Origin of the sequence: Stieleria sp. JC731, assembly GCF_020966635.1 — a bacterium.
In the GTDB taxonomy this organism is placed as follows: domain Bacteria; phylum Planctomycetota; class Planctomycetia; order Pirellulales; family Pirellulaceae; genus Stieleria.
In genome coordinates this window covers 113,900-137,780 of the sequence record NZ_JAJKFQ010000011.1, presented here as the reverse complement: position 1 = coordinate 137,780, position 23,881 = coordinate 113,900, and the positions used below count along the sequence as shown (strand labels likewise).

The following is a 23,881-nucleotide window of genomic DNA, read 5'->3' as shown; positions in this document are numbered from 1 at the left end:
ACCAATACCACAACCGACAGATGTCTCTCACACTGCTTCACAAAGCAGTGCTTCAGAGAACACTGCGAAGTGAAATTAGTAGGCGGCGTCTTGTTTCAACACGACCATCACGGTCTTGAACAGAATTTTCAGATCCAACCAGATCGACCAGCGGCGAATGTATTGGTGGTCCCACTGGACCCGTTCTTCCATCTTGTCGATGGTCTCGGTTTCACCACGGCAACCGTTTACCTGCGCTAGTCCGGTGATGCCAGGTTTCACTTTGTGACGCAACATGTAGCCACGGATCAAACCACGGTACTGTTCGTTGTGTGCACTGGCATGTGGACGTGGCCCAACCAATGACATGGTGCCTTCGATCACATTGAACAACTGGGGAAGTTCATCCAGACTGGTCTTTCGCAAAACCCGCCCCAAAGGCGTCACTCGCGGATCATCTTTGGTGGCTTGCTTTACGACCGAACCGTTATCACACGTCCGCATCGACCTGAACTTCCAAACCAAAATCTCTTTGCCGTCCAAACCGTAGCGTTTCTGTCGGAAAAAGACCGGACCTTTGCTGGTAAGCTTAATTCCCATCGCAATCAACGACATCGGAATCGCGGCGACGACCAATCCTGCTGTCGCCAACAGAACGTCCGTGACTCGCTTGACCGCTCCATCGACGCCAAACAATGGGTTTTCGAAAACGCTGACCGCGGGCAGTCCACCCATATTGGTCCAGCGGGAGTGCAGCAGTTCAAAAACGAAGAAGTCAGGAACGATATAGACCGAGCACGTCGAATCACTCAACTGGTCCAAAAGAAACCGAATCCGATCCTCCGCACGCATTGGCAGAGTGATCATCACGGTATCGATTTTTCCCTCGCGACAGCGAGAGATCATCTCCGCCAAGTTGCCTTCAAGCGTGTGCCGATGCATGTGGCGGCCGCTTTCATCGAAGTCGTCTTTGCTGTCTGAAACGGATTTCGTTGGACGATCGGTCGAACGGTCATCGTAAAAACCGACGAAGCTGTACCCCAGTCCGGGTTCATCCAGAATGTTCGAAGCGGTTTGCCGCCCGAGTTCGTTCATTCCCGCAATTGCCACACGGCGGACACCGTAGCCTCGCTGTAGCGCAGACTGCATAACGATCCGGATGATCATTCGCGATAGCGCGATCATCATTGGTGCGATCACGGCCCAAACGAACATGATGCTACGTGCGAACACTTGACCGTAGCGAGTGGCAAATCCGATCATAGCCAGCGCCATGATGGTGGTAAGCCAAGTCAAGAAAATCGCGGTGACTTCGTGATTGGCGTTGCCGCGATTGTTGCTTCGTGAAAGCCCAGATACTTTTGAAAGAATCAAAAACGCAATTGCCGCGATCAGCCCCAGCATCACGCCGGCATCGTCGATTCCGCCTCGAGCGACATACTTGACCGCGTACAAAGAACCGACAATGGCTGCGGAATCCATCGTGGGCTGTAGAAGATCTAACGACCGACGCTCGCCGGTAATAGGAGAGCGGCCATCAAACTGTCGAACTGGCATGACTTAATAATCGAAACCGTGGTGCACATTCGGGGATCTAGTCGACCGCGTTTGAGAGACACCTTCGGCCTGAACCGCCGTATGATCGGCAGCCAATTGCCCCCCTGAGTTTTGTTTGCGTCGAATAGCATTCGTCAGGGAACCCTAGCTCAGTGTTTAACTGAGCGGCTTTGGGATTGGCGCAAAGTCGCACGTTTTCAAAGACACGTGCTTGAAATTGCCAAAGTGCTTGATCCACAAGCCTGCTGAGGCCAGCGATTGAAGCTGATAAGCCCGCAAATAACGGCTCGATCAGAATCGCCCAGTCGGAGCACCCAGTCAAAGCGACCAGGACAAGTCACAGCGACGTTCGACTACCCACGTGTGTCCAACCAGTCGAGTCCCAAGTCCAACCAAGTCGCTTGGTGGGTCAGGGCACCGCTGCTAATCCGTTCCACACCGGTTTTAGCGATCTCGACGATCGTATCGAGCTTGACGTTTCCTGAAACTTCCAGTTCCACTTGGGGATTCAGTTCGTCTCGCAATTTGACTGCTGCATGGATGTCTTCGATCGCGAAGTTATCGATCAAGACAATATCCGGCGAAACGGGAAGCACATCGCGAAGTTGCTCCAGCGAGTCGACTTCGATTTCGACGATTGACGGAGCCGTCAAATGCTCGACCTGCCCGCCCCGCCACTGCAATGCTTTCTTTGCAGCCTCACTAGGCGAAACCGGGCAACCATCTTTGCCAGCCAACTGAAGATGATTGTCCTTGATCAAAAAACCATCGTACAGACCGCGTCGATGGTTGCGTCCTCCGCCACACGCGACAGAGTACTTCTCTAACAATCGCCACCCCGGCGTCGTCTTGCGAGTGTCGTAAACATTCGCTTTGAGACCTTCGATCGCATCGACATATTGGCGGACCAATGTCGCAACACCGCTCGCTCGCGAAATCAAATTTAAAATCGTACGCTCGCTGGTTAGCAAGTCACGAACGTTTCCACGCAACTTTGCAATCGGTTGCCCTGGCGTGAATCGCTGTCCGTCAGCCAACAGCGTTTCGAATTCAAGATCGGCATCAAATTCATCAACGATCCAAGGCAGGATTGCCATCCCGGCACAGACGCCATCGCCACGGGGAACAATCTGGCATCCACCTTTCTGGTCCGCATCCACCATGCAAACGGTTGTCCAATCGATCGATCCGGCCAAGTCTTCGGCGATCGCTAAACGGACCAACAAACGAACATCATTTTCGAGTGCGTCGTCAGCGGTCACGGTCACATAGTCTTGCATCAAAAGTCGTTGGGGTTCGCACGGGGACGGGCATTGAACAGTCAGCTGTGTTTTCATTTTGCCCAAAAAAGCTCGGACTGACGAGCGGGCCGCTTGCAGAGTCTGTCGTGAAGCCGAATCATTAAAGCCCCCTCTGGTGATGAATTGGATTTTACACACGTTTCACATCGGATCGCCGCAGCTACACCATGTCCCCGCTGCCTCCACAACCGACGCCGCCGATTCTCAGCCCCGATTTGCACCGCATCGTTCCGGTGGCCTGCGTGATATTGATCGCAGCGATTTATTGCTATTGGTTAATCACCAACGAAGAACCGCCGCGATCAACGTTGCCGGCACCTCAGCTTTCGTTGAATCTAAACCGTGCCACCGAACGGGAACTTTTGCTTCTGCCGCAGATCGGCACATCGACGGCGAAGAGCATTATTCTTGATCGCCAAAAAAACGGGGACTTCGACAACCTGGACTCGCTAACACGAATCCGAGGGATCGGCGAGAAGACGGTGAAAACGATCGCACCCTACTGCTTTGTCGATTCGACAGATAAACGGACAAGGAAACAGACAAACGAATAGGGACGAATGTCGGCAGCAACATCCGGCATTGAGTTTGATTCTGTTACAATACAGGTCCCACCTCAGGTGCCGTCTGAAACGATTCACTGATACTTGCCAGCACAAGGCGATTGGTCGTGAACGCTTGATCGCGATCAATGCTGCTTTTACTGGGCCGCTGATCGCCAAAACTATCCGCAGCAAGATTTCAGACAGCGACCGAAGTCCTTCCCCCTTCAAACTTATCGACTGCTGATGAAGCGTTTGACACTTGCATTCGCCGATTCCATGCCAGCATGGCTTAAACCGGCTCAATCAATGATTCGGCTTTCAGTGTCGCCGTTTTCAATGTCACAGTTTTCAATCGGATTGCTGGGCATCTGCTTCATCACGACACCGGCATTTTCGGACGACCAACCGAACGTACAAGAGTTGGACTATGCGAGCGATGTCCGGCCAATTTTGGCCGATGCCTGTTTCCATTGCCACGGCCCGGACGAAGAAGGCCGCAAAGCCGGGTTGCGTCTTGATGTTGCTGATGACGCCGCCGCAGTAATCGACCACGACGCTCCCGATCAAAGCGAACTGTTGCTGCGAATCTTAGAGCCGGATCCGGATCTAAAGATGCCACCTCCGGACTCAGGGAAACAACTGACCGCCCAGCAGACCGAAATCATCCGTCAATGGTTGCGGCAGGGTGCCACGTTTCAATCGCACTGGGCATTCAGCAACCCCACTCGTCCCACGCTGCCTGAAGTCGAAAACAAACAATGGGGACGCAATGGGATCGATGCCTTCGTCTTACGAAAACTGGAATTAGAAGGTCTCCATCCATCGCCAACTGCTTCACCGACCACATTGGTTCGGCGTTTATCGCTGGACTTAACAGGATTGCCACCGGAACCGGAATTCGTTCGGCACTGGACCGGTCAATTGAAAACTCGTGGCAACGATGCTTACCTCGAATTGGTTGAACATCTACTTGGCAGCCAACATTACGGCGAGCATTGGGGACGTATGTGGCTCGACGCCGCTCGCTATGCCGATTCCGACGGATATGAGAAAGACAAACCGCGTGAAGCCTGGTTCTATCGCGACTGGGTCATTAACTCGTTAAATCAAGACCGCCCTTATGATGACTTTCTGATCCGGCAAATCGCTGGCGACCTGCTTCCCGAAGCGACCCAAGATGATTTTGTCGCGACCGGCTTTCTACGCAATTCGATGGTCAATGAAGAAGGCGGCGCCGATCCAGAACAGTTCCGAATGGAAGCGATGTTCGATCGAATGGACGCTGTTGGAAAAGCAATTCTGGGACTGACAATTCAGTGCGGCCAATGCCATTCGCACAAGTATGACCCGCTAACGCACGAAGAGTACTACGGGCTATTCGCATATTTAAATGATACCCACGACGCGATCATCCCCGTCTACACCGACGAACAGCAACACCAACGTGACCAAGTTTTGCAGCGGATCGAAAACATTCGCCAAGACGCCAAAAATTCGATCGATGGCTGGCAAACACGATTAGACCTGTGGGCAAAGCAGGCAGTCGTACTTCCCGAATCGACTTGGCAAACACTGCAACTCGATTTTTTGGACAGAACAATCGGCGGATCCAAGTTTCTTCTTCAACCCGACGGTTCATTCCTTTGCCAAAGCTACGCGCCAACAAACTTCAATCCTCAAGGAACTGGCGTTTACTCCGGCGAGCGGATCACGGCGCTGCGACTTGAACTTTTAAAGCATCCGAATCTCCCCAAAGGTGGCCCGGGACGCAGCATCGAAGGGACTTGGGCGTTAAGCGAATTCACGGCCGAAGCGATTCTGTCGGGAACGCCGGACAAAACCATCCCTCTAAAATTCAGCCGAGCTGCTGCGGACCGATCTCCGGCTACCGCTGACCTTAAACCGCATTACGACAATCGCGGCAAAGACAAACGAGTCACCGGAGGAATCGAATTCGCCATCGACGGAGATTCCAAAACGGCATGGACCAATGAAGTCGACTCGCCGCAAAGCAACATTCCTCAAACGGCATGGTTCGAACTTGCCGAACCGATCGAAATTCCCGAGGGCCAACATGCGACGATCATTGTCCACTTAGCCCAACGACATGGTGGCTGGAATAGCGACGACAACCAGACCTTTAACATCGGGCGGTTCCGAGTATCGGCAACCAGTGAGCCGCTGCCAAAGTCAGATCCGCTGCCCATTGCGGTACAAGAAGTCTTACAACAACCATCTGAAAAATGGAACGACCTTCAGCGTGACATCGTCTTCACCCACTGGCTATCGATCGAACCAGAAGGAAACGCGTGGTACCAGCAAATTCAAGCGGCTTGGGAAGATCATCCGCAATCGACAACCCAATTGACGCTGGCCAGTCGCACCGATCACCGCAAAACACATCTGCTTGCCCGTGGTGATTTCTTAAATCCTCAACAAGAAGTCCAGCCTCACGTGCCGGAATTCTTGCATCCGCTGCAACCTTCCGACGAACCGGCACGCCTGCAATTGGCACGATGGCTCGCTTCGGATGAATCTCCCACAACGGCACGCTCGATCGTCAATCGTATTTGGCAACGTTATTTCGGAACCGGCATCGTCGAAACCAGCGATGACCTTGGCACGCAGGGATCTCCGCCAACGCACCCTGAACTGCTGGATTACTTGGCAACCGAATTGGTCCAGCAAGATTGGAGCCTAAAAGCGATCCATCGATTAATTGTCACCAGCGCAACCTATCGCCAGTCATCAGACGTTACCGAAGAGCTACTGACCCAAGACCCGAACAATCGGTTACTCGCCAGAGGCGCCCGCTTCCGCGTTCCCGCCGAAACGGTACGCGACATCACTCTGGCTGCAAGCGGGCTACTGAATGACCATGTCGGTGGGCCTAGTGTTCATCCGCCCGCGCCAGATTTCCTGTTTGTTCCACCAGTCAGCTATGGCCCCAAAGTCTGGAATGTAGACACCGACGACAATCGCTATCGAAGAGCGTTATACACGTTCCGTTTTCGTAGCGTCCCCTATCCGATGTTGGAAAACTTCGATGCGGTTCCGGGGAATCTTTCATGCGTTCGCCGCAGCGTCAGCAATACGCCGATGCAAGCACTGACGTCACTGAACGAGCCTTTGTTTATGGAGTGCTCGATTGCGTTAGCGGCAAAGTTGCTACGGCAAGTCAACGATGCGTCCAATGTCGACGCCACGCGGATTCAAACGGCTGCATTGCGATGTCTTGGGCGTGCTCCATCGGAACATGAGCAAACGTTGCTGACTGAGTTTCTGCAACAACAACGCGAGCGTGTCGACGCAGAACAGTTGTCCGCGGACGACATCCTGACCGCAGGGAAACTGCTAGACCTGGAAGGACTCGATCGCAACGAATTGGCGACGTGGACGTTGCTATGCCGAGTGATCTTGAACCTCGACGAAACCATCACGCGAGAGTAAACAGCGATGCACAGTACTAATCTTCAAAAGCAGCAACAACAGATCGCGCGCTCGGTTTCCCGTCGTTGGTTCATGCGAGATTGTGGCGTCGGACTGGGCGCAATCGCCGCTGCGCAGTTGATGGCGGATGAACGTGCCACTGCTGGCCAACCGGCAGTTGCACGACCAGCAGCCACTTTGCCTGACAACAGCAACAGCCCATCGGACCCTTTGGATGTCCGGCAACCGCATTTCCCGGCCAAAGTAAAAAACGTCATCTACTTGTTCATGGCCGGTGCTCCCAGCCATCTTGAACTTTTCGACAACAAACCGCAGTTGGCTAAGTTTGACGGAACCCTTCCGCCAGCTGACCTGCTGAACGGTTACCGAGCTGCGTTTATCAATCCCAACTCCAAGTTGCTCGGACCTAAATTTAAATTTGCCAAGCATGGTCAATGCGGTGCGGAGATCAGCGAAATCCTTCCGCATACCGCAAGGATGGCTGACGACTTGACGATTATCAAGTCGATGAAGACCGACGCATTCAACCATGCTCCTGCTCAGATCATGATGAATACGGGCAGTCAACTTTTTGGCAAACCCAGCTTGGGTTCATGGTCGCTTTATGGGCTGGGCAGCGAATCGAAAAACCTACCCGGATTTGTTGTCTTTAGCAGCGGCAGTAAAGGCCCTAGTGGCGGCAACAGCAATTGGGGCAGCGGCTATCTACCAACGGTTTACTCTGGCGTTCAGCTCCGCAGCGTTGGTGATCCGGTTTTGTACCTTTCCAATCCGCCTGGCATTGACGCCAAGGCTCAGCGAGACGCGCTCAATGCGATCGGGCAGCTGAATCGACGGCACCTCTCAGAGACCGGTGACCCTGAAATCGCGACGCGAATCAGCTCGTTTGAAATGGCTTACCGGATGCAGTCTTCGGCTCCGGAACTGATGGACATTCGCAGCGAAACTCAGTCAACGCTTGACCTTTACGGCGTCGATCCGGATCAGCCATCGTTCGCCAAGAATTGCCTGCTTGCCAGACGACTGGTGGAGCGTGGTGTTCGGTTTGTGCAACTGTTCCACGAGGCTTGGGACCAGCATGGCAATTTGGTCAACGGCCTGAAAAAGAATTGCCAAGACACCGATCAAGCCTGTGCGGCGTTAATCAAAGACCTGAAACAACGCGGGCTCCTGGAAAACACGCTGGTCATTTGGGGAGGTGAATTCGGACGAACCCCAATGGTCCAAGGCGGCGGAAACGACGGTCGAGATCATCACCCCAACGCATTCACCATGTGGATGGCAGGCGGAGGAATGAAACCGGGAGTTACCTACGGCGAAAGTGATGATTTCGGTTTTAACGTCACCGACAATGCGGTCCACGTCCGAGACCTCCATGCGACGATCCTGAACCAAATGGGGTTTGATCATCGGCGATTGAGCTACAAGTTCCAGGGACTTGATCAGCGACTCACCGGTGTCGAACCGGCGCATGTCGTCCGTGGAATACTGGCTTAAAACCAATCGCCGAATCTGCTGTAGTGATTATCGACTCTTCCAGATCGGCGACTTTTCTGTGATCGCCAAGGTGGGTAGATACATCTCACCAAACGGCGAACTACGATTCAGTCACCATCCGATCTTTTTGGCCGTCTTATTCAATTCAACTCGATCAACCGACTTATGAGCGCACCGATTTCAGGGATTTTGACGCCCAACATCACTCCAGTGGATAAGCAGGGTCGCGTTGATGAAGACACCCTGCGAGCGTACGTTGACTGGTTGATTGAAAAGGGAGTCGACGGGCTGTACCCTAACGGCAGCACGGGAGAATTTGTTCGCTTCACTCCTGAAGAACGCCGGCGCATCGTTCAAGTCGTCACCGAACAGACGGCTGGACGGGTTCCCATCTTGGCGGGTGCGGCCGAAGCAAACACGAAAGAAACCATCGAAGCCTGTGAAGCATACGGGGCGATGGGAGTGCGAGCGGTCGCGATCGTCGCGCCGTTTTATTACCGACTGAGCGACCAAGGCGTGTACGCGTACTTTCGCGAGATTGCAGACACGGTTTCGGTGGATGTGACGCTGTACAACATCCCGTTATTCGCCTCGCCCATCTCTGTCGACACCGTTGTCCGCTTGGCATCGGAATGCCCACGCGTTGTCGGGATCAAAGACAGCTCCGGCGATTTGCCGAACATGATGCGGATGATCTCGCAGATTCGCCCGATGCGAGATGACTTTTGCTTCCTGACCGGCTGGGATGCCGCGTTGGTACCGATGCTTGTCGCGGGTGCAAACGGAGGCACCAATGCGACCAGTGGCGTGGTCCCCGAGCTGACCCGAGCGATCCATCGCACCGTCGTCGCCGGCGACATCAAACAAGCAATGAAGTTGCAATACCAGTTACTGCCGTTGTTCGACGCGATGATTTCGATCGGAGAATTCCCCGAAGGTTTCCGCGCCGGAGCACGAAGCCGAGGCTGGGACTTGGGTCCGGGCCGGGTGCCCCTTTCGGAACAACAAAAAGATGCCGTCGCCAGTGCCCAGCGCCAAATCGATGCGTTACTAGGCGACTATGTTGAATCTCCCAAAGCCGCTTTTGATGCGGGCAAAGTCGAAACGATTGTCGCTCAAGTGCTGTCACAGCTTCGTGTGCAGTAGTGTTGGACACAGTAGTGCCGGAAACAATCGGACGCGAAGCGGGCTGAACGCGAAAAGTTCTCGCGCCGATTGACGCGGCGGGTAGGCTATGCTCAGAACCATGCCAATACTCTGATCTTTTTCGTTCAGAGCTTGCTGACTCTGGCTTGCCATTTACATGGTTTCCAAGCACCTCCTCCGCCGAAACGCGTTTACACGTCATCTTTATGAACACCCGCTTCGCTTTCTGGCAGCGATCGATTCTTTTCAAAAGTATTCTGCTTGTCGGTTTTGCATTGTCGTCGATTGGCGCTCGCGCGTTCGCATGGGAACCGGCTGAAGCGATCACCAGCGGAAGCGCCCCGCTGCAGCTGCATGACAACCAGGTCAACGAAAGCAGCGGCTTAGCGTTTTCCCTGCGAAATCCCCACTGTGTTTGGACGCACAATGACTCCGGTGACTCGGCGCGTCTTTTCGCTTTCGATGAAAAGGGAAAGGCCTGTGGTCGTGCGACACTAAAACATGCCGGTGCCCAAGACTGGGAAGACATGGCGGCCTTCGATGACGATGGGCCTAAACTTTTGATCGCCGATGTCGGTGACAATGACAACCGACGTGACTCCGTGTCGCTTTACCTTTTGGATGAACCCGATCCCCAGTCGGACTCAAAGGTCACACCATATCTGCGTATTAAAGTTAGCTACGCCAATGGCTCGCAGAACTGTGAATCGATAACCGTTGACGTCTCAAATCGAAAAATCTATCTGCTTGGCAAGTCCGCGTTTGTGGCAACCTTTCACGAGATCCCACTACCCGAACCCAAACTCAATACCGAAGCAGACGGTGATGGGCTGCCAACCATCCGCTTGGAAACCAAAGCGATCCGCAACATCCCGATCCCAATGGCCACCGGGATGGCACTTAATCCAACGACGGGCGACCTTTGGATTTGCAGCTACCTTAATGGTTACCAAGTCAAAAAGAGTTCTGGGGCGGACCTCTTTACGCGACTTGGTCAAATGCCAACGATTGTGGAACTTCCAAAGTTAAAGCAAATCGAGGCAATCGCGGTGGACGACTCCGGCAGGATCTGGGTTTCCACCGAAGGCCAACCCGCAATGATCCAGCGTATCCGATGACCCAGATCGCTCGAACGACCCTACTTGGCTCTGCGACCGAAGCTCCAGAACTTGCCGATTTCCGCAACCTCAAGTTTTCTAAGCCAAACCTGCAGAGCAGTCACTCGGAGAGCATTGAAGCCGGCCAGCGGGCGAGACATCCCCAAGGTCGGCATCGCGGGCAACCATTTATCGTTGCCGAAGGCCGAAAACTATGTGCGAGAATGATTCAGAGCGGCTGCCGCATCCGTTCATTGGTCGTCGAACAAGGTTTTGACTTGGCATGCTTGCCGCTTGAAGAAACCGATTTTCCGATCTACGAACTCAGCAGCGATCAGATCAGTCAGCTCGCCGGGTTTAATTTCCATCGAGGCGTTCTCGCCAGCGCCGATCGGCCAAACTTTCAACCAATCGACCAATTCGCCCCCGACGAACTGTCGCTCGCTTTCGTCGGTATCAGCGACCAGGAAAACGTTGGCAGTATGTTGCGATCTGCCGCCGCATTTGGAATTCGGCAGGTGTTAATCGACACACGTTCGGTCGACCCATACTCTCGCCGCTGCCTGCGTGTCAGCATGGGAGCGGCCCTGACGATGACGGTTTTCCAGTCCAGCGACATCGTCAGCGATCTAGCAATGCTCAGCAGCCGGAACTTCCACTGCCTGGCCGCGACACTGGCCGACGATTCAGTCTCGATGGACGAGTACGTGACGCGGTACAATCAGCAGCGTCCGCCTTGCGTTTTGGTGCTCGGCAACGAAGGCGACGGGCTACCAGTAGACGTCCAGCATGCCTGCAGCCATCGCGTCAGGATCTCGATGAGACCGACGCATCAAGGCCAGCCATTGCTCGATAGCCTGAACGTGTCCGTTGCCGCCGCCATCCTGATGCATGGCCTGTCGAAACCTTGGGAAACAGTTCCCCCGACAACAGTGGCCGAACCATCGGCGATCGCGCAATCCGACTCACCCAAACGGCCCGGCAAGATTTAAACGTTTCTACTAGAACGCGAATAAGACGACTCCTGGCAATGTCTGCCCAGCCGTATCACCATACTCTCCGCTGCATCTTCGCGTATTAACCGCGGCTTTTTATTACTCCAACCGTCCGACCTCATGCTGCTGCATTGCCTTGGTACCGCCGGTTACCACCCCAACGAAGATCGACAGACAAGCTGTTACTTCTTACCGCAGCAAGGCATCATCCTGGATGCGGGAACAGGCCTGTTTCGGATCAGAGAGCTAATTGAAACGCCAACGTTGGACATCCTGCTCAGTCATGCTCATCTGGACCACATCGCCGGACTGACCTTTTTGCTTGACGTGCTTTACCAAAAGAACGTTCAACGCGTACGAATCTGGGGTGAGCGAGAGAAAATCGCGGCAATTCGCAAGCATCTCTTCTCGTCTCTGATCTTTCCGGTCGAACTCGATGCCCAGTGGTGCGACATCGAAGACCAAGAATCGATATCGATCGGCGATTGCGAGATCACTTGGCGTACGCAGCCGCATCCCGGCAATAGCTTGGGATACCGCCTTGAATGGAAATCGGGACCGACGCTGGTCTACTTAACAGACACGACAGGGCAGATCGATGACCGGGCAAAGCAGTTCAATGCGGATGCGGACCTGTTGATGCACGAGTGCTATTTTCAGGATCACTTGGCAGACCAAGCTGAAAAGACAGGTCACACTTACTGCTCGCGATTGGCCGAAATTGCGAAACTCGCCAACCCCAAAAAGCTTTTGCTGACTCACGTCAATCCGATCGATCCGAATCCATCGGCGATGCTGGACGACGTCATAGCAGGATTGCGATCAACCTCGATCCAGTCCTCGCTTGCTGAAGACCGGATGCTAGTTCACTTTGGCAACTAATTTCCCAGTGCTTCGTTCCATATGAAAAAACGGGTTCGGGTCATCAGCCGACGGGCGTTAGCCCCGGTTATTGCGCTGAAACCGTGGCTAACGCCATGCGGCTAATCCCAAAAGCGAGTCGGATCGAAGCACTAGTGGCAGCCTACTATCACCGCCACAAGCGAATGAAACGCAACTTGGCGACTTGAGTGGAATGGGCAATGTCCTGTGGTGCGTGTGCGAATGCAGAACTTCAAAAAATCGGCGGCCGCTGAGAAAATATCCGCCGTGGACGCCTAACGTGATTTGCCCGCCACAGGTGGGAGTCGATGCCCTTCGATGCGGGACGAACAACGATTCCAACGCGTGGAACACTCCCTGGGGCCATAGCACGGTCACTGTACGATCACTTTTTTTCGGTGTGGCAATTTGGTTTTGGCCCAGCGTTCAATGGCACCGAAGATGAACAGAAAACCCCTAAAAACACGGGTTTGCCGCTGATTCGCAAAGAGAAGCGAAGGTGGGTTCAGGGCCTGCGGTCGGCACACGTTTGGAACAAAAACGCCACAAGAATTCTCATGCGTGTGAGGGATCCTGCCGAATGATTGCGTACCTACCGAACCACAAGCATTAACAGGCTGTCGGTTAGGGAGAATAGTGCAGAGAAAAAAAGGTGATCGCAATTGCGGACAGTTGGGCCTAATTCCGGCTTGCCCCAAAACGATCGATTGCTAAACTCTGCCTCTCCCAAGCGATCGCACTGGCTGTGATCGGGAATGTCGGCTTTGGCGACGAACCATTGCTAGCGTAGCTCAGTTGGTAGAGCAGCTGATTTGTAATCAGCCGGCCGTGGGTTCGAGTCCCTCCGCTAGCTTGACCAGCTTGGCTTAATTGAACAAGCTGATCGAACTCGGTGGCGGGAACCGCGAAGCGGGGAACAAAGCTGGGCCCAAACGGCAGACCTGACGAAGACGGATTTGATTTCCTAACGGAAGCATCGAAGAAGACGACAGCCAAGAGTATCGCCGAGAGGAAAACGGAAGGGGGTTTGCCCGAGTGGTTAAAGGGGGCGGACTGTAAATCCGCTGACTATGTCTACACTGGTTCGAATCCAGTAGCCCCCATTTGCGGTCGATGAGCTGGAAGGCAGGAGAGCTGATCTCTGACTTCATCGATCGCGAGAAAGCCTTCCGGAAAGCGGGTGTAGCACAATGGTAGTGCAGCAGCCTTCCAAGCTGAATACGAGGGTTCGATTCCCTTCACCCGCTCTTCAATTGCCGCTGATAGCACAGCGGCTCAAAGGGTACGGCTGGCACTTGCCAACAAAACGATTGTCGCTGCTGTAGCTCAGTGGTAGAGCACTTCCTTGGTAAGGAAGAGGTCATGGGTTCAAGTCCCATCAGCAGCTTGTCGTCTGGGCAAGACTTAGGTCAACTTTCCGGAATGTGAAATCCAGAAAGTTCCTATCGATCTTTCTGATTTTTTGCAATCAGCAATTGCAAGAATCAAGACTTTTCGCAACAACTACGCACCCTCGCCGGTGGTGGTCAAGAATGATCCACTATCCGGCCCATGCAAAGCAATTACCACAGCGTCCGTGGTGGACGTTCGTGGATACGATTTTCTGTCTGTTTAGAAGAAAACGTTCGGTCGTTGCGACCGTCGGTAGGGCGAATTTCCGTGGGTGTGAACGCGGCCGCCGTATTGATGGGCTCGCCTGGGGCGTATCCTCGGGCTGGTAGCAGATCGCCGAACACAGGTGAGTAAGAAATGGCCAAGGCACAATTTGAACGGACCAAGCCCCACGTTAACGTCGGCACCATTGGACACATTGACCACGGTAAAACAACAACCACTGGCGCTATCCTAGCCGTCCAAGCAGCAAAGGGACTGGCTCAAGCGAAGGGTTATTCGGATATCGCTAAAGGCGGTACCGTTCGTGACGCGACCAAGACCGTCACGATCGCCGTTGCTCACGTCGAGTACGAAAGCGACAACCGTCACTACGCACACATCGACTGCCCCGGTCACGCTGACTTCGTCAAGAACATGATCACCGGTGCTGCTCAGATGGACGGAGCGATCCTCGTCGTTTCGGCTGCTGACGGACCTATGCCTCAAACGAAAGAGCACGTTCTGCTCGCTCGTCAGGTTGGTGTTCCTTACATCGTTGTTTACTTGAACAAGTGCGACTTGGTCGACGATCCAGAACTTCTGGAATTGGTCGAACTGGAAGCTCGCGAACTGCTTAGCAAGTACGACTTCCCAGGTGATGACGTTCCTGTCATCCAAGGTTCGTCACTGCCTGCATACAACAACCCAGCAGACCCAGACGCCAGCAAGTGCATCAGCGAACTGATGGACGCACTGGACGAGTACATTCCTGAGCCTGTCCGTGAAGACGACAAGCCATTCTTGATGGCGATCGAAGACGTCTTCTCGATCGAAGGTCGTGGTACTGTTGCGACCGGTCGTATCGAGCGTGGTGTCATCAAAGTCGGCGAAGAAGTCGAAATCGTCGGCCTGAAGAGCGACTCGGCAAAAACCACCTGTACCGGCGTTGAAATGTTCCGCAAGGAAATGAACGAAGGTCGCGCTGGTGACAACGTCGGTTGCCTTCTGCGTGGTGTCAAGCGTGAAGAAATCCAACGTGGTCAGGTTTTGGCGAAGCCAGGATCGATCACCCCTCACACCAAGTTCGAAGCTGAAGTTTACTGCTTGAGCAAAGACGAAGGTGGACGTCACACCCCATTCTTCAGCGGCTACCGCCCACAGTTTTACTTCCGTACCACTGACGTGACCGGAACTGCAAACTTGGAAGGCGCTGAAATGTGCATGCCAGGCGATAACGTCAAAGTGACCGTCGAACTGCACAAGCCAATCGCGATGGACGACGGTGTTCGTTTCGCGATTCGCGAAGGTGGCCGAACCGTCGGTTCGGGCGTCGTCACCAAGATCGTCGAGTAATCTCGGCTGACCGATGGGGCCGGTGCCCACCGGTCAAATCTTGAAGAAATCCACCGGAGAGCCAACGAACCGTCTGTCGGGTCGTTGGTTCTCTGCGTTAGAATATTTCACCGAAGTGGTGTGCATCTGCTACCGCTTTGGCAAAGGAGTGTAGCTCAATTGGCAGAGCTCTGGTTTCCAAAACCAGCGGCTGGGGGTTCGAGTCCCTCCACTCCTGCTTTTTAACAGCCTTCGTGCTGGTCTGGTGCCAAGACTTGGGTTGCCAGTACGATGAGCCTGTTAGCGCCATTGGCGCGTCAGTTTTCGCCGCCGATTGACGGCCACCCAGGAAACGCCCCCCCTCGGACGCCCCGGTTTTTGTCATCGCGGTCAAGACTTGTCGGCAATTATTCCGTCGGCCAAGAAGCGGCCACTACCAACACAAGGACATACCGTGTCTCGAGATATCGCCGGGAACAACGCGAATTCGACTGCCAGCGGCAGTTCGCTTGTCAGTGAACTGTTCCACGCGACCGTCTTCAAGCCAAACCAGGGTCGCATCGTTCGCCAGTTGACCGCTTTGTCGATCTGGCTGATCGTCGCACTCGGTGCGTGGTCACTTTACTCGACCCTCAACGGCACCTCCAGCAACAACGTGCTGGTCGTTGGTGTGCCGCTTGCACTGGTCTTGGTTGGCTTCTGGTTCGCCTTTCGACTCGTCAACTGGCCCGTGTTCGCGGACTTTCTCATTGCGGTCGAAGCCGAGATGAAGAAGGTCACCTGGCCCGCTCGTGATGAAGTCAAGCGAGCGTCCATCGTCGTGATCTTGACCATCGTCATTCTCGCGGTCTCGCTATTCCTGTTTGACATCTTTTGGCAAGCCTTCTTCAATCTGCTCTGGGCAACTGCCTAGACGCTTGCCAATCAAGAACTTAGGCGATTTAATATTCGCCACCCGCTAATTCGCACAACGCACACGCATCCATCACATGTCGGAAGAACCGCAACCCATCGAATCCGATGACCCCGAACTTTCATCGGACGCCGATCAATCCGCGGCGGCCGAAGAAGCCGAAGTCGAATCGTCCGATGGCGATCAAGGTTCGTCGCCCGAAGTCGACATGGATTGGTACATCCTGAAGGTTGCGTTCAACCGCGAAGATTCCATCGCCGATGCATTGCGAAAACGCATCCGCATGGAAGGCATGGAAGAATTCTTCGGAGACGTCGTCGTTCCCAGTGAAGACGTTGCCACGTTCACTCGCGACGGCAAGAAACGGATTACCAAACGCAAATTGCTGCCGGGCTATATCATGGCTCGGATGGCAATCAACGACGACACATGGTTCCTCGTTCGTGAAACGGGCGGGATCAGCGATTTCACCGGATCCGCCGGCAAACCGATGCCAATGGACCCAGCTGATGTCGATCGCTTTATCAACCGTCCCGAAACCGAGGATGAAGAGGACGCGCCAATCAAGGTCGGCATCCCCTTCAAAGTGGGCGATCGCGTCCGTGTCAAGGAAGGCAATTTCGAGAATCAAGAAGGCGATGTCGATTCCGTCGACGAAGCAAACGGTCGCATCACCGTGATCATCAATATCTTTGGTCGGAGCGTTCCGATGGAATTACACCACTGGCAAGTTGAGCCACTGTAGTTAACCTATCGGCCCCTCCAAAATAAACACAACGTCTAGAAGACAGATAAGCAGTCATGGCAAAGCAAGTCACCGGCCAAGCAAAATTCCAAGTTCCTGGCGGCCAAGCAACTCCAGCACCTCCTGTAGGTACCTCGCTAGGTAAGTTCGGTGTTAACCTCGGACAATTCGTCCAAGCGTTCAACGATCGCACCAAAGAGTACAACGGAACTCCGATCCCCGTGATCGTGACCGTTTACAACGACCGTAGCTTCGAATTCATCACCAAAAGCCCTCCAGCTGCTTCGCTGCTGAAGCAAGCTGCTGGTATTGCGAAGGGAAGCGGCGTGCCGCACATCGAAAAGGTTGCCAAAGTCACTCGCGCACAGTGCGAAGAAATCGCCACCAAAAAGATGGCTGACCTTAACGCACGCAGCATGGACCAAGCCATTCGCATGATCGAAGGCACCGCTCGCAGCATGGGCATCGAAGTCGAAGGTTAGTTCCCCTTCGGCCGAATTTGCATTGGTCTAACTAGATGACCGTCGCAACGCCGCCTCACTTGGCTGTCACTCCTTATGGACTCGACAGCTGGCAGGGTGGCGTTTTTCTTTGGCTGCTTCGCAAAATTCGACGTTGCTGCTTGTCTTCCCCTAGGCGTTCGTCGTGACAATACCGCCCCAAGATCAATTCCGTCGACGCGTTGATCAGCTTCAACAGCTGGAACACTCGCTGGAGCAGCTCGACGATGACTTGGCAGGATCCGCGATTGACGTCGAACGCATCCTTCGACAAACCGTGCCTTCTGATGAAGTCATGTTTGTCGCCCATGTTCTTCAGCTTCAGACGAAAGCGAGGCGTAAACTGGGTGACGGGTTTTGGTGGTGTGACGAAAGGTCATTGGCGCAGTCAACACCATCTGCAGTGGCCGAACTGAAGTCCTCTTGGCTACCCAGCGGCGACAGTTTCGATCTCTGTTGTGGTATCGGCGCAGATGGGATCGCATTCTCAAATTCCCAAGCACACGATTCCACATTGCAGCTCGTTGACTTGGACCCAACCATTGCGGCAATGGCGAGGCGCAATCTGGATAACCATGGGTCTTCAGCAAGCACTGCGATCGTTCGAGCACAGAACGTCGAAGACATCGTGATTGCAAACGCGGCGTTGCACTTAGATCCAGACCGCCGCAGCGATAATCGACGCACCACTCAGGTCGATTGCTATTCACCGCCTTGGTCATTCGCCGAAAGGTGCTTCGATCAGTCGACAGCGGCGCTTGTCAAAATCGCGCCAGCTTCAATCGTAGACGAGCATCCCGAAAGGCACCGGGCTTGGATCTCGCTCAACGGCAGCGTTCGTGAACAAACAATCTTGTCAGGCGAAGCTATCTCGCTGGCCGAGAAGACGCTTGCCGCAAAGTTACTGGCTGCCAAGTCACCGGATCAAAAGTCACCAGCTGCTTTAATAAAACCTGGCGGACGCAGCGCGATCAGCTTGCGCAGTGATTCAATTTCCGTATTCCATATTACCGCTGACATTTTTCAAACCGCGACTGCCGAAGTCGTTCAAACACCCAAGTCATTCATCATCGACCCCGACGCCGCCATTCGCGCCGCGACCCTAACAGAGAGCTTTGCGCAGCAGCATGATCTAAGCATGCTCGGGGGCCCCACAGGTTTTCTGACATCGGACACTGATTTAGAAAACCCTGCAGTTATCAGTAAACAAGTGCTTTGGACCGGCAGCAGTGACGACCGGAAACTCAGAAAGACCTTGCGTCAGATGAACAGCTTTCCGCAACGGGTGAAAACACGATCTTCATCGAGCGATGCGAACGCTCTGGAACGTCGATACCGAACCTGCGGCGAACATCCCATCACACTTTGGATCGGCAAAGCCGGTCGCCGCCAGTACGCGGTGATTAGCGAAGCATAAAGCAGCTTATCGGCTCTAACTGCGCATTCCAAAGATCGCGAAGTGGCCGAACCTAATTCGGTATTTGCCACCTCGCGACAACGATACACATCAATAGCCTTTGGCTACTCTGTCTCGACGTCTTTTGGTTCATCCAAAAAGAACGAAAGCAGACTGCCCACGAGATAGGTCAGCAGTGCAACGATGCCTGCAGCCGTTGCGGGATGATGCGATGGTATCACCGTGATCAACCAAGCCGTCACGGCGGCGAAGGATGTTCCGATCATTCGACCACCAATATTCGCTGCAAAACTTTCGCCGGTCCCTCGCAAATGAAGCGGAAAAGCCTGCGGCAGGTAGTTGCCCCAGAAGCTGAACTGAGCGACAGTCAACAATCCGGCAACGAAAATCCCCATCTTGAGCGCGTCCAATCCTTGGCCAACGGCAAAGAAATAGACCAATGGCACGACGATCAAGCCAGGCCACTGAAACATCCGCAGTAGGGATCTCCGACTGACAACAAAGATCGCCAGGCTCGCGAAAACGAATCGGCCAATCAATCCACCGATTTCTTGGTATCCATTCACGGTCGCCGCGATTTGCTGTTCCAATTGTTTGCGTTTTGGAACCGGCAAAGACTCCGTTTGATCTTTCACGTCCTGCAATCCTGGAACGATCGAAGGCGTTTGCTGTAGTGCACCAAACGCAGCACCGTAGCTGCAAGCGAACATCAACGTTGTCACGATAGTTGTCTTCCGCAATCCTGGCGAAAACAGCTCTTTCAAACTTGGCCGGCGAAGTTGCCCGGCAGCCTTCTTCTCTTGCCATTTAGGCGATTCGGGCAAAAACGGACGAACCAAAATCAATGGTAGTGCCGGTATGACACCAGAAATCACCGTGTACCGCCAAGCTTCGTGACCGCCCGCAATCTCGGGCAATGACATCGCATATCGGATCGCCAATAGGTTTGCTGCGGTAACCAACAATCCTCCGATCGAACTGAATGCCTGGGTGTAGCCGAGCGCCGCCTCGCGTTGTTTCGGGTCATCAAACAATTCGGCAAGCCAAGCGACCGCGGCAACAAATTCGACACAAACCCCAATGAAAACCAAGCAACGAAAAAGCAGCAACATTGGTAACGTCGTTACGAAACCACATGCCATTGCTGACAGTGCATAAAGCAAGATGCTGAACGTCAATACGCGGCGACGACCGAGCGTATCGGTCAGGTATCCGCCGCCCAAGCCGACGATGCCTCCGATCATTGCAGGGACAAAAAACATCATCCCGCGCCAATACTCAAATTCAGGCGTCCCCGGTGCGATGCCACCCAGTTCAGCCAATGCCGGACGCAGAATCAACGGCAGCATCAGCAGTTCATAGATGTCAAACGCGAATCCCAGCGCCGCGATGAAACAAACAATCCACTTCGTTCTTGTTGAAATCATCAGTATTGCACGCTCACATTGTCGATCAGAATTTCAGAACGAGTCGCGTTGCCGAACAGGCCGGGACTGCCAGAAAGGTTAGGTGAAGAGTCTGTCGCGGTGACGGTCCATTCGTTGGGCTCCGATTCATCGCGAGGCCAGACTTTGCCTCGTAAAGTGACTGACTGTTTTTCCAAGTCGGTTTCAGACTGCAGCTTCAATCGGTACCAAACGCCTGCCTTCCATTGCACCGGCACGCTTTGTGCCATCCGCAACTGTGCTGCCCATGTCCGAATCTGCAACTGTTGAGATTGCCCCATCAGGTCAAGCACGTAGCGTTGCCCGATGATTCCCATATCCGGCAACCCATCGCCTCCCGATGCTGCGAACAAGTCAGCCGTGATGGTGTAGTCATGCAACTCTGTTGACCCAAACCAAGTCTGACTTCGCGTCCCTTTGGGGATGGTGGATATCTTGACGATCACGGGTTCTCCGCCCACCTCGCGAGCCTCATGACGATATCGAGCGCCGATCCACGTCACGGGGACCTCATGGTCGTCGAAACCAAATGACCAAGGCAGTGAGGGAACGCATCGATAGCGTGACCGGCCTTCGACGGATGCATACGTCGCAACAACCGAGATCGATTGATGCCCCGCGTCCTCATCGGCTACCAATACACCGTCCACAATTTGAGCGGATCCCTGCACGCGAAATGTCACATCGTTTGGTGCAGCAACTCGCTCGCCTTGGCTGTTGAACGCACGGACTTCGAGAATGATTTGTTTGCCGGGATGAACGATCGCTTCTGCGGGAACGATTTGCAGTTGAGCAACCTCATTGTCAGCCTCGGCAGCAACAGGAGCTCTGCTCCCATCGATTGGCAATGAACCCTGGCTTGAATTCAGATTTGTTTTCTGACCAAGACAATACAAACCCTTGGTCGTCGGAAGGTAAACCAGACCGCCGGCTGCGACCATCGAACCGCCTACCTCGGTCCCCGTTTGCAATCGCGTTTTGAAAACGGTTTCGACGCCATCAACAGTGGGTTTAAGCACATGAACTTGGCCGGTTGAAGTTGCCGCGTAGATCTTGCCATCGGCATAAAGCAAAGTTCCTCTCATCGCGGTTCCGAGTTTGATCGGACGCCCGATCTCTTCACCCGTAGCAGCGTCCAAGATATGAAATCTCGAAGAGTCCTCGACCACATACAGCCGACTCCCCAATTCAGCGTCTTCGACAAGCAACGGTGAACTCTTGCCATTCATGATCTCAGGCGTCCGCCAAAGTTCGACATTTTCAGAACCTGCGGCAGCCGCATTGCCGTCGATCGCAACGACCGCTCCCATTGCAGTCCCTTGAGGGTTCTCTTCACCGTGACCAATAAAAATCGTGCCCTCTGTAGATACCGTTGGTGACGTATTGATCCCTCGCCGCGAAATCGGCTGATGCCAGACGGTCTTACCCGTTCGAACTTGAATCCCATAGATATCACCGTCCCCAGCGCCGCCAACCAGCAGCACTTGGCCATTGAAATCGCGGACGATGGGTGTGCTGTAGGTGGTGTCTTCGGGAAGAGGCCGGGTTTCTGAGATCCAAACCAAACGGCCATCAGACTTGTCGAAGGCGAAGAAACGATGGGTAGGACGTGCCGTTGTATCCCAGCCGGTTGTTACACCAGAGATGATCACCAGATCGTCATAGATCACAGGAGTGTTGGTTCGGCCGCCGTATGTGCTAAGCATGCCAAATTCTTCCGACAACGATCGTGACCATTGGGTTTGGCCATCAACCGCGTCGATACACTGAAGCAGACTACATGACCCGAGAGCATAAATTCGATCGGTCGATGGATCTCCCGCTACGTTTGACCAACCGATCCGTTCAGCCGGAAAGTCTGTCAAGAAGACGTTGTAGTTGTTCTCCCAAAGTTGCTGCCCTGTCGATGCGTCGAGGGCAACAATCTTTTCCGATTCGGCAGGGGTTCCAGGTTGGTGTCGCACAATCGTGAACAGTCGACCGTGCATAACCACCGGGGTCGAAATCCCCGAGGCGACTTCGCTTTTCCAAAGCACGCCGTCTTCGATACCGCCTTGTGGATTGAATCGTTCGACCAGTCCGACTTCACTGGAATGGCTGTTTTGGTTTGGCCCACGCCACGAAGGCCAATCTGCGGCGTCAAGACTGACAGGGACGGACACCGCAATCGTCACTGGCAACGCCATCACAAGGCGACGCCAACGAAGTTCCAGTTTCAAGTGAGACTCGTGCAGAGTTAGGTTTTGAAGGTCAAGAATGAAAACACCAGCCAGCTGACGCAAAGCCTGATTGCCCAGACCGATTGGGCACACCAATCCAGTCAAGGGAGACGAACGTCATTCGCGAAGGCACACTTTGTGCCAGATGATGCTTAAATCTTGAATCCCAACCTAAGTTCTGCGAGTAACGCAAAAATCGGCGGAAAATAGCGACCGAATTAGAAATCCGCGATTCATCAATCGGCCTAGCCCGCCTTCGCAGCGGAAGAGATTTTCCAGTTCGGCAAATTCCTTTTCGCCGCTGCTTCGATGCCAGACAGGACATCGCAGTCAGGTACTAGAGACTGAAGCCATTGGGTCGCTAGTCCTTCGTTCCAACTCGATATTAGGATTAGCCGTATGGAGTTAGCTACGGTTTCAGTGCAATAACCGGGGCTAACGCCCGTCGGCTGATGACCCGCCCCCGCTCGATTCTAGAATTAGCCGTATGGCGTTAGCCACGGTTTCAGCGCAATCACCGGGGCTAACGCGCGTCGGCTGATGACCCGAACCCGTATTTTCATATCGAACGAAGCACCAGGCGTAGAGAAAAAAGATGCCAGCTGGGAGGCCCGCCGAAGTGGGGCAGTCACGGCGAACCGAACTCCCCAGCTGACGAATGGAAGATTAGTTCGGGCAAATGTGATTTCCTAGTTCGGTGACGGAACACCCTCACACAAGACAAACGGGCGATCGTTTCGCGGTGAAGCGGTTCCCCGTCCGGCTTCAAGGCGACTCAAACAATGGCCGTAGCGACAACAACCTGTTTGATTTTTGGCCGTTGTGCGTGGAGTTAAATGGATCGCAACATGTGCTATCCAATGTCGCGAAAAGAGCGACTGAACTTTTCCAGCGGTAATTGATGCGTTTTGCTTCGGTTTCGCATGCGAGTCCTTCTTGTCGTGCCGCAACGGTCCGCGAAATGCAACCTTCCTGACGACGTACCGGGGTCCGAACGGAGAAGTCGATTCGAAGCCCCGTAAGTTTCGTTTACCACGTACCGGAGGGTAAGGCTATGAATTGGGATCAAATCGAAGGCAAGTGGAAGCAAGTCAAAGGTCAAGCACAACAAAAGTGGGGTGACCTGACCAACGACGATCTTGACCGTGTCGATGGTCGCCGCGAAGAACTTGTCGGCAAAGTCCAAGAGCGCTATGGAATCGCAAAGGACGAAGCAGAGCGACAGGTCAAAGAGTTCGAATCGTCCTGCAACTGCTAGGTTTCGCCGA

At 53.9% G+C, this 23,881-nt stretch carries 17 protein-coding genes and 5 tRNA genes; 18 read left to right on the top strand and 4 right to left on the bottom strand.

Annotated features, from left to right (window positions below):
• Window positions 1-75 precede the first annotated feature (75 nt).
• Both LOC67_RS17635 and nadC read right to left on the bottom strand, forming a co-directional pair.
• A complete protein-coding gene (locus LOC67_RS17635) occupies window positions 76-1,536 on the bottom strand; it encodes an undecaprenyl-phosphate glucose phosphotransferase (RefSeq protein WP_230263976.1) in 1,461 nt (486 codons plus the stop codon).
• 353 nt (window positions 1,537-1,889) lie between these two features.
• On the bottom strand, window positions 1,890-2,816 hold the full coding sequence (gene nadC / locus LOC67_RS17630; RefSeq protein ID WP_230263975.1) for a carboxylating nicotinate-nucleotide diphosphorylase: 927 nt from the start codon (window positions 2,814-2,816) through the stop codon (window positions 1,890-1,892).
• Window positions 2,817-3,004: 188 nt separating this feature from the next.
• Here nadC and LOC67_RS17625 point away from each other — a divergent pair, with 188 nt between their 5' ends.
• The 17 genes from LOC67_RS17625 to LOC67_RS17545 all read left to right on the top strand — a co-directional run bounded on the left by LOC67_RS17625 (window position 3,005) and on the right by LOC67_RS17545 (window position 18,949).
• Window positions 3,005-3,391 (top strand): ComEA family DNA-binding protein, encoded by a 387-nt coding sequence (locus LOC67_RS17625; RefSeq protein WP_230263973.1) that lies wholly within the window; start codon window positions 3,005-3,007, stop codon window positions 3,389-3,391.
• Window positions 3,392-3,625: 234 nt separating this feature from the next.
• Window positions 3,626-6,832 (top strand): PSD1 and planctomycete cytochrome C domain-containing protein, encoded by a 3,207-nt coding sequence (locus LOC67_RS17620; protein ID WP_230263971.1) that lies wholly within the window; start codon window positions 3,626-3,628, stop codon window positions 6,830-6,832.
• Window positions 6,833-6,838: 6 nt separating this feature from the next.
• Window positions 6,839-8,329 carry a DUF1501 domain-containing protein gene (locus tag LOC67_RS17615; RefSeq protein ID WP_230263969.1) on the top strand — a complete coding sequence of 497 codons (1,491 nt, stop codon included), beginning with the start codon at window positions 6,839-6,841 and terminating at the stop codon, window positions 8,327-8,329.
• 165 nt (window positions 8,330-8,494) lie between these two features.
• Window positions 8,495-9,475: a dihydrodipicolinate synthase family protein gene (locus LOC67_RS17610; protein WP_230263967.1), complete on the top strand. Its 981-nt coding sequence runs from the start codon at window positions 8,495-8,497 to the stop codon at window positions 9,473-9,475.
• 206 nt (window positions 9,476-9,681) lie between these two features.
• A complete protein-coding gene (locus tag LOC67_RS17605; protein ID WP_230263965.1) occupies window positions 9,682-10,593 on the top strand; it encodes a hypothetical protein in 912 nt (303 codons plus the stop codon).
• On the top strand, window positions 10,590-11,564 hold the full coding sequence (locus LOC67_RS17600) for a TrmH family RNA methyltransferase (RefSeq protein WP_230263963.1): 975 nt from the start codon (window positions 10,590-10,592) through the stop codon (window positions 11,562-11,564). The genes LOC67_RS17605 and LOC67_RS17600 overlap by 4 nt, the downstream gene beginning before the upstream one ends.
• Before the next feature lie 123 nt (window positions 11,565-11,687).
• Entirely contained in the window at window positions 11,688-12,449 is a 762-nt protein-coding gene (locus tag LOC67_RS17595; RefSeq protein WP_230263961.1) for an MBL fold metallo-hydrolase, read from the top strand.
• Window positions 12,450-13,229: 780 nt separating this feature from the next.
• A tRNA-Thr gene (locus LOC67_RS17590) sits at window positions 13,230-13,302 on the top strand.
• A gap of 168 nt (window positions 13,303-13,470) precedes the next feature.
• Window positions 13,471-13,552, top strand: a tRNA-Tyr gene (locus tag LOC67_RS17585).
• Window positions 13,553-13,625: 73 nt separating this feature from the next.
• A tRNA-Gly gene (locus LOC67_RS17580) sits at window positions 13,626-13,696 on the top strand.
• Between the two features lie 68 nt (window positions 13,697-13,764).
• Window positions 13,765-13,836: transfer RNA gene (locus tag LOC67_RS17575), tRNA-Thr, on the top strand.
• Window positions 13,837-14,198: 362 nt separating this feature from the next.
• Window positions 14,199-15,395, top strand: coding sequence for an elongation factor Tu (tuf, locus tag LOC67_RS17570; RefSeq protein WP_230263959.1), 1,197 nt, complete (start codon window positions 14,199-14,201; stop codon window positions 15,393-15,395).
• A gap of 144 nt (window positions 15,396-15,539) precedes the next feature.
• Window positions 15,540-15,612: transfer RNA gene (locus LOC67_RS17565), tRNA-Trp, on the top strand.
• 216 nt (window positions 15,613-15,828) lie between these two features.
• Entirely contained in the window at window positions 15,829-16,287 is a 459-nt protein-coding gene (gene secE, locus LOC67_RS17560; protein WP_230263958.1) for a preprotein translocase subunit SecE, read from the top strand.
• A gap of 76 nt (window positions 16,288-16,363) precedes the next feature.
• Complete coding sequence (nusG, locus tag LOC67_RS17555) at window positions 16,364-17,032, top strand: transcription termination/antitermination protein NusG (RefSeq protein WP_230263957.1); 669 nt, start codon at window positions 16,364-16,366, stop codon at window positions 17,030-17,032.
• 56 nt (window positions 17,033-17,088) lie between these two features.
• Window positions 17,089-17,514 (top strand): 50S ribosomal protein L11, encoded by a 426-nt coding sequence (gene rplK, locus LOC67_RS17550; protein ID WP_230263956.1) that lies wholly within the window; start codon window positions 17,089-17,091, stop codon window positions 17,512-17,514.
• A 163-nt stretch (window positions 17,515-17,677) separates the two neighbouring features.
• Window positions 17,678-18,949 carry a class I SAM-dependent methyltransferase gene (locus tag LOC67_RS17545; RefSeq protein ID WP_230263955.1) on the top strand — a complete coding sequence of 424 codons (1,272 nt, stop codon included), beginning with the start codon at window positions 17,678-17,680 and terminating at the stop codon, window positions 18,947-18,949.
• Between the two features lie 104 nt (window positions 18,950-19,053).
• Here LOC67_RS17545 and LOC67_RS17540 read toward each other — a convergent pair whose 3' ends face one another.
• Window positions 19,054-20,376, bottom strand: coding sequence for an MFS transporter (locus LOC67_RS17540; RefSeq protein ID WP_230263954.1), 1,323 nt, complete (start codon window positions 20,374-20,376; stop codon window positions 19,054-19,056).
• Entirely contained in the window at window positions 20,376-22,706 is a 2,331-nt protein-coding gene (locus LOC67_RS17535; RefSeq protein WP_315861066.1) for a PQQ-binding-like beta-propeller repeat protein, read from the bottom strand. Before LOC67_RS17535 ends, LOC67_RS17540 begins: the two co-directional genes overlap by 1 nt.
• A gap of 961 nt (window positions 22,707-23,667) precedes the next feature.
• Between LOC67_RS17535 and LOC67_RS17530 the strand changes: the two genes are divergently transcribed.
• Entirely contained in the window at window positions 23,668-23,871 is a 204-nt protein-coding gene (locus tag LOC67_RS17530) for a CsbD family protein (protein WP_230263952.1), read from the top strand.
• The last annotated feature ends 10 nt before the right edge of the window (window positions 23,872-23,881 follow it).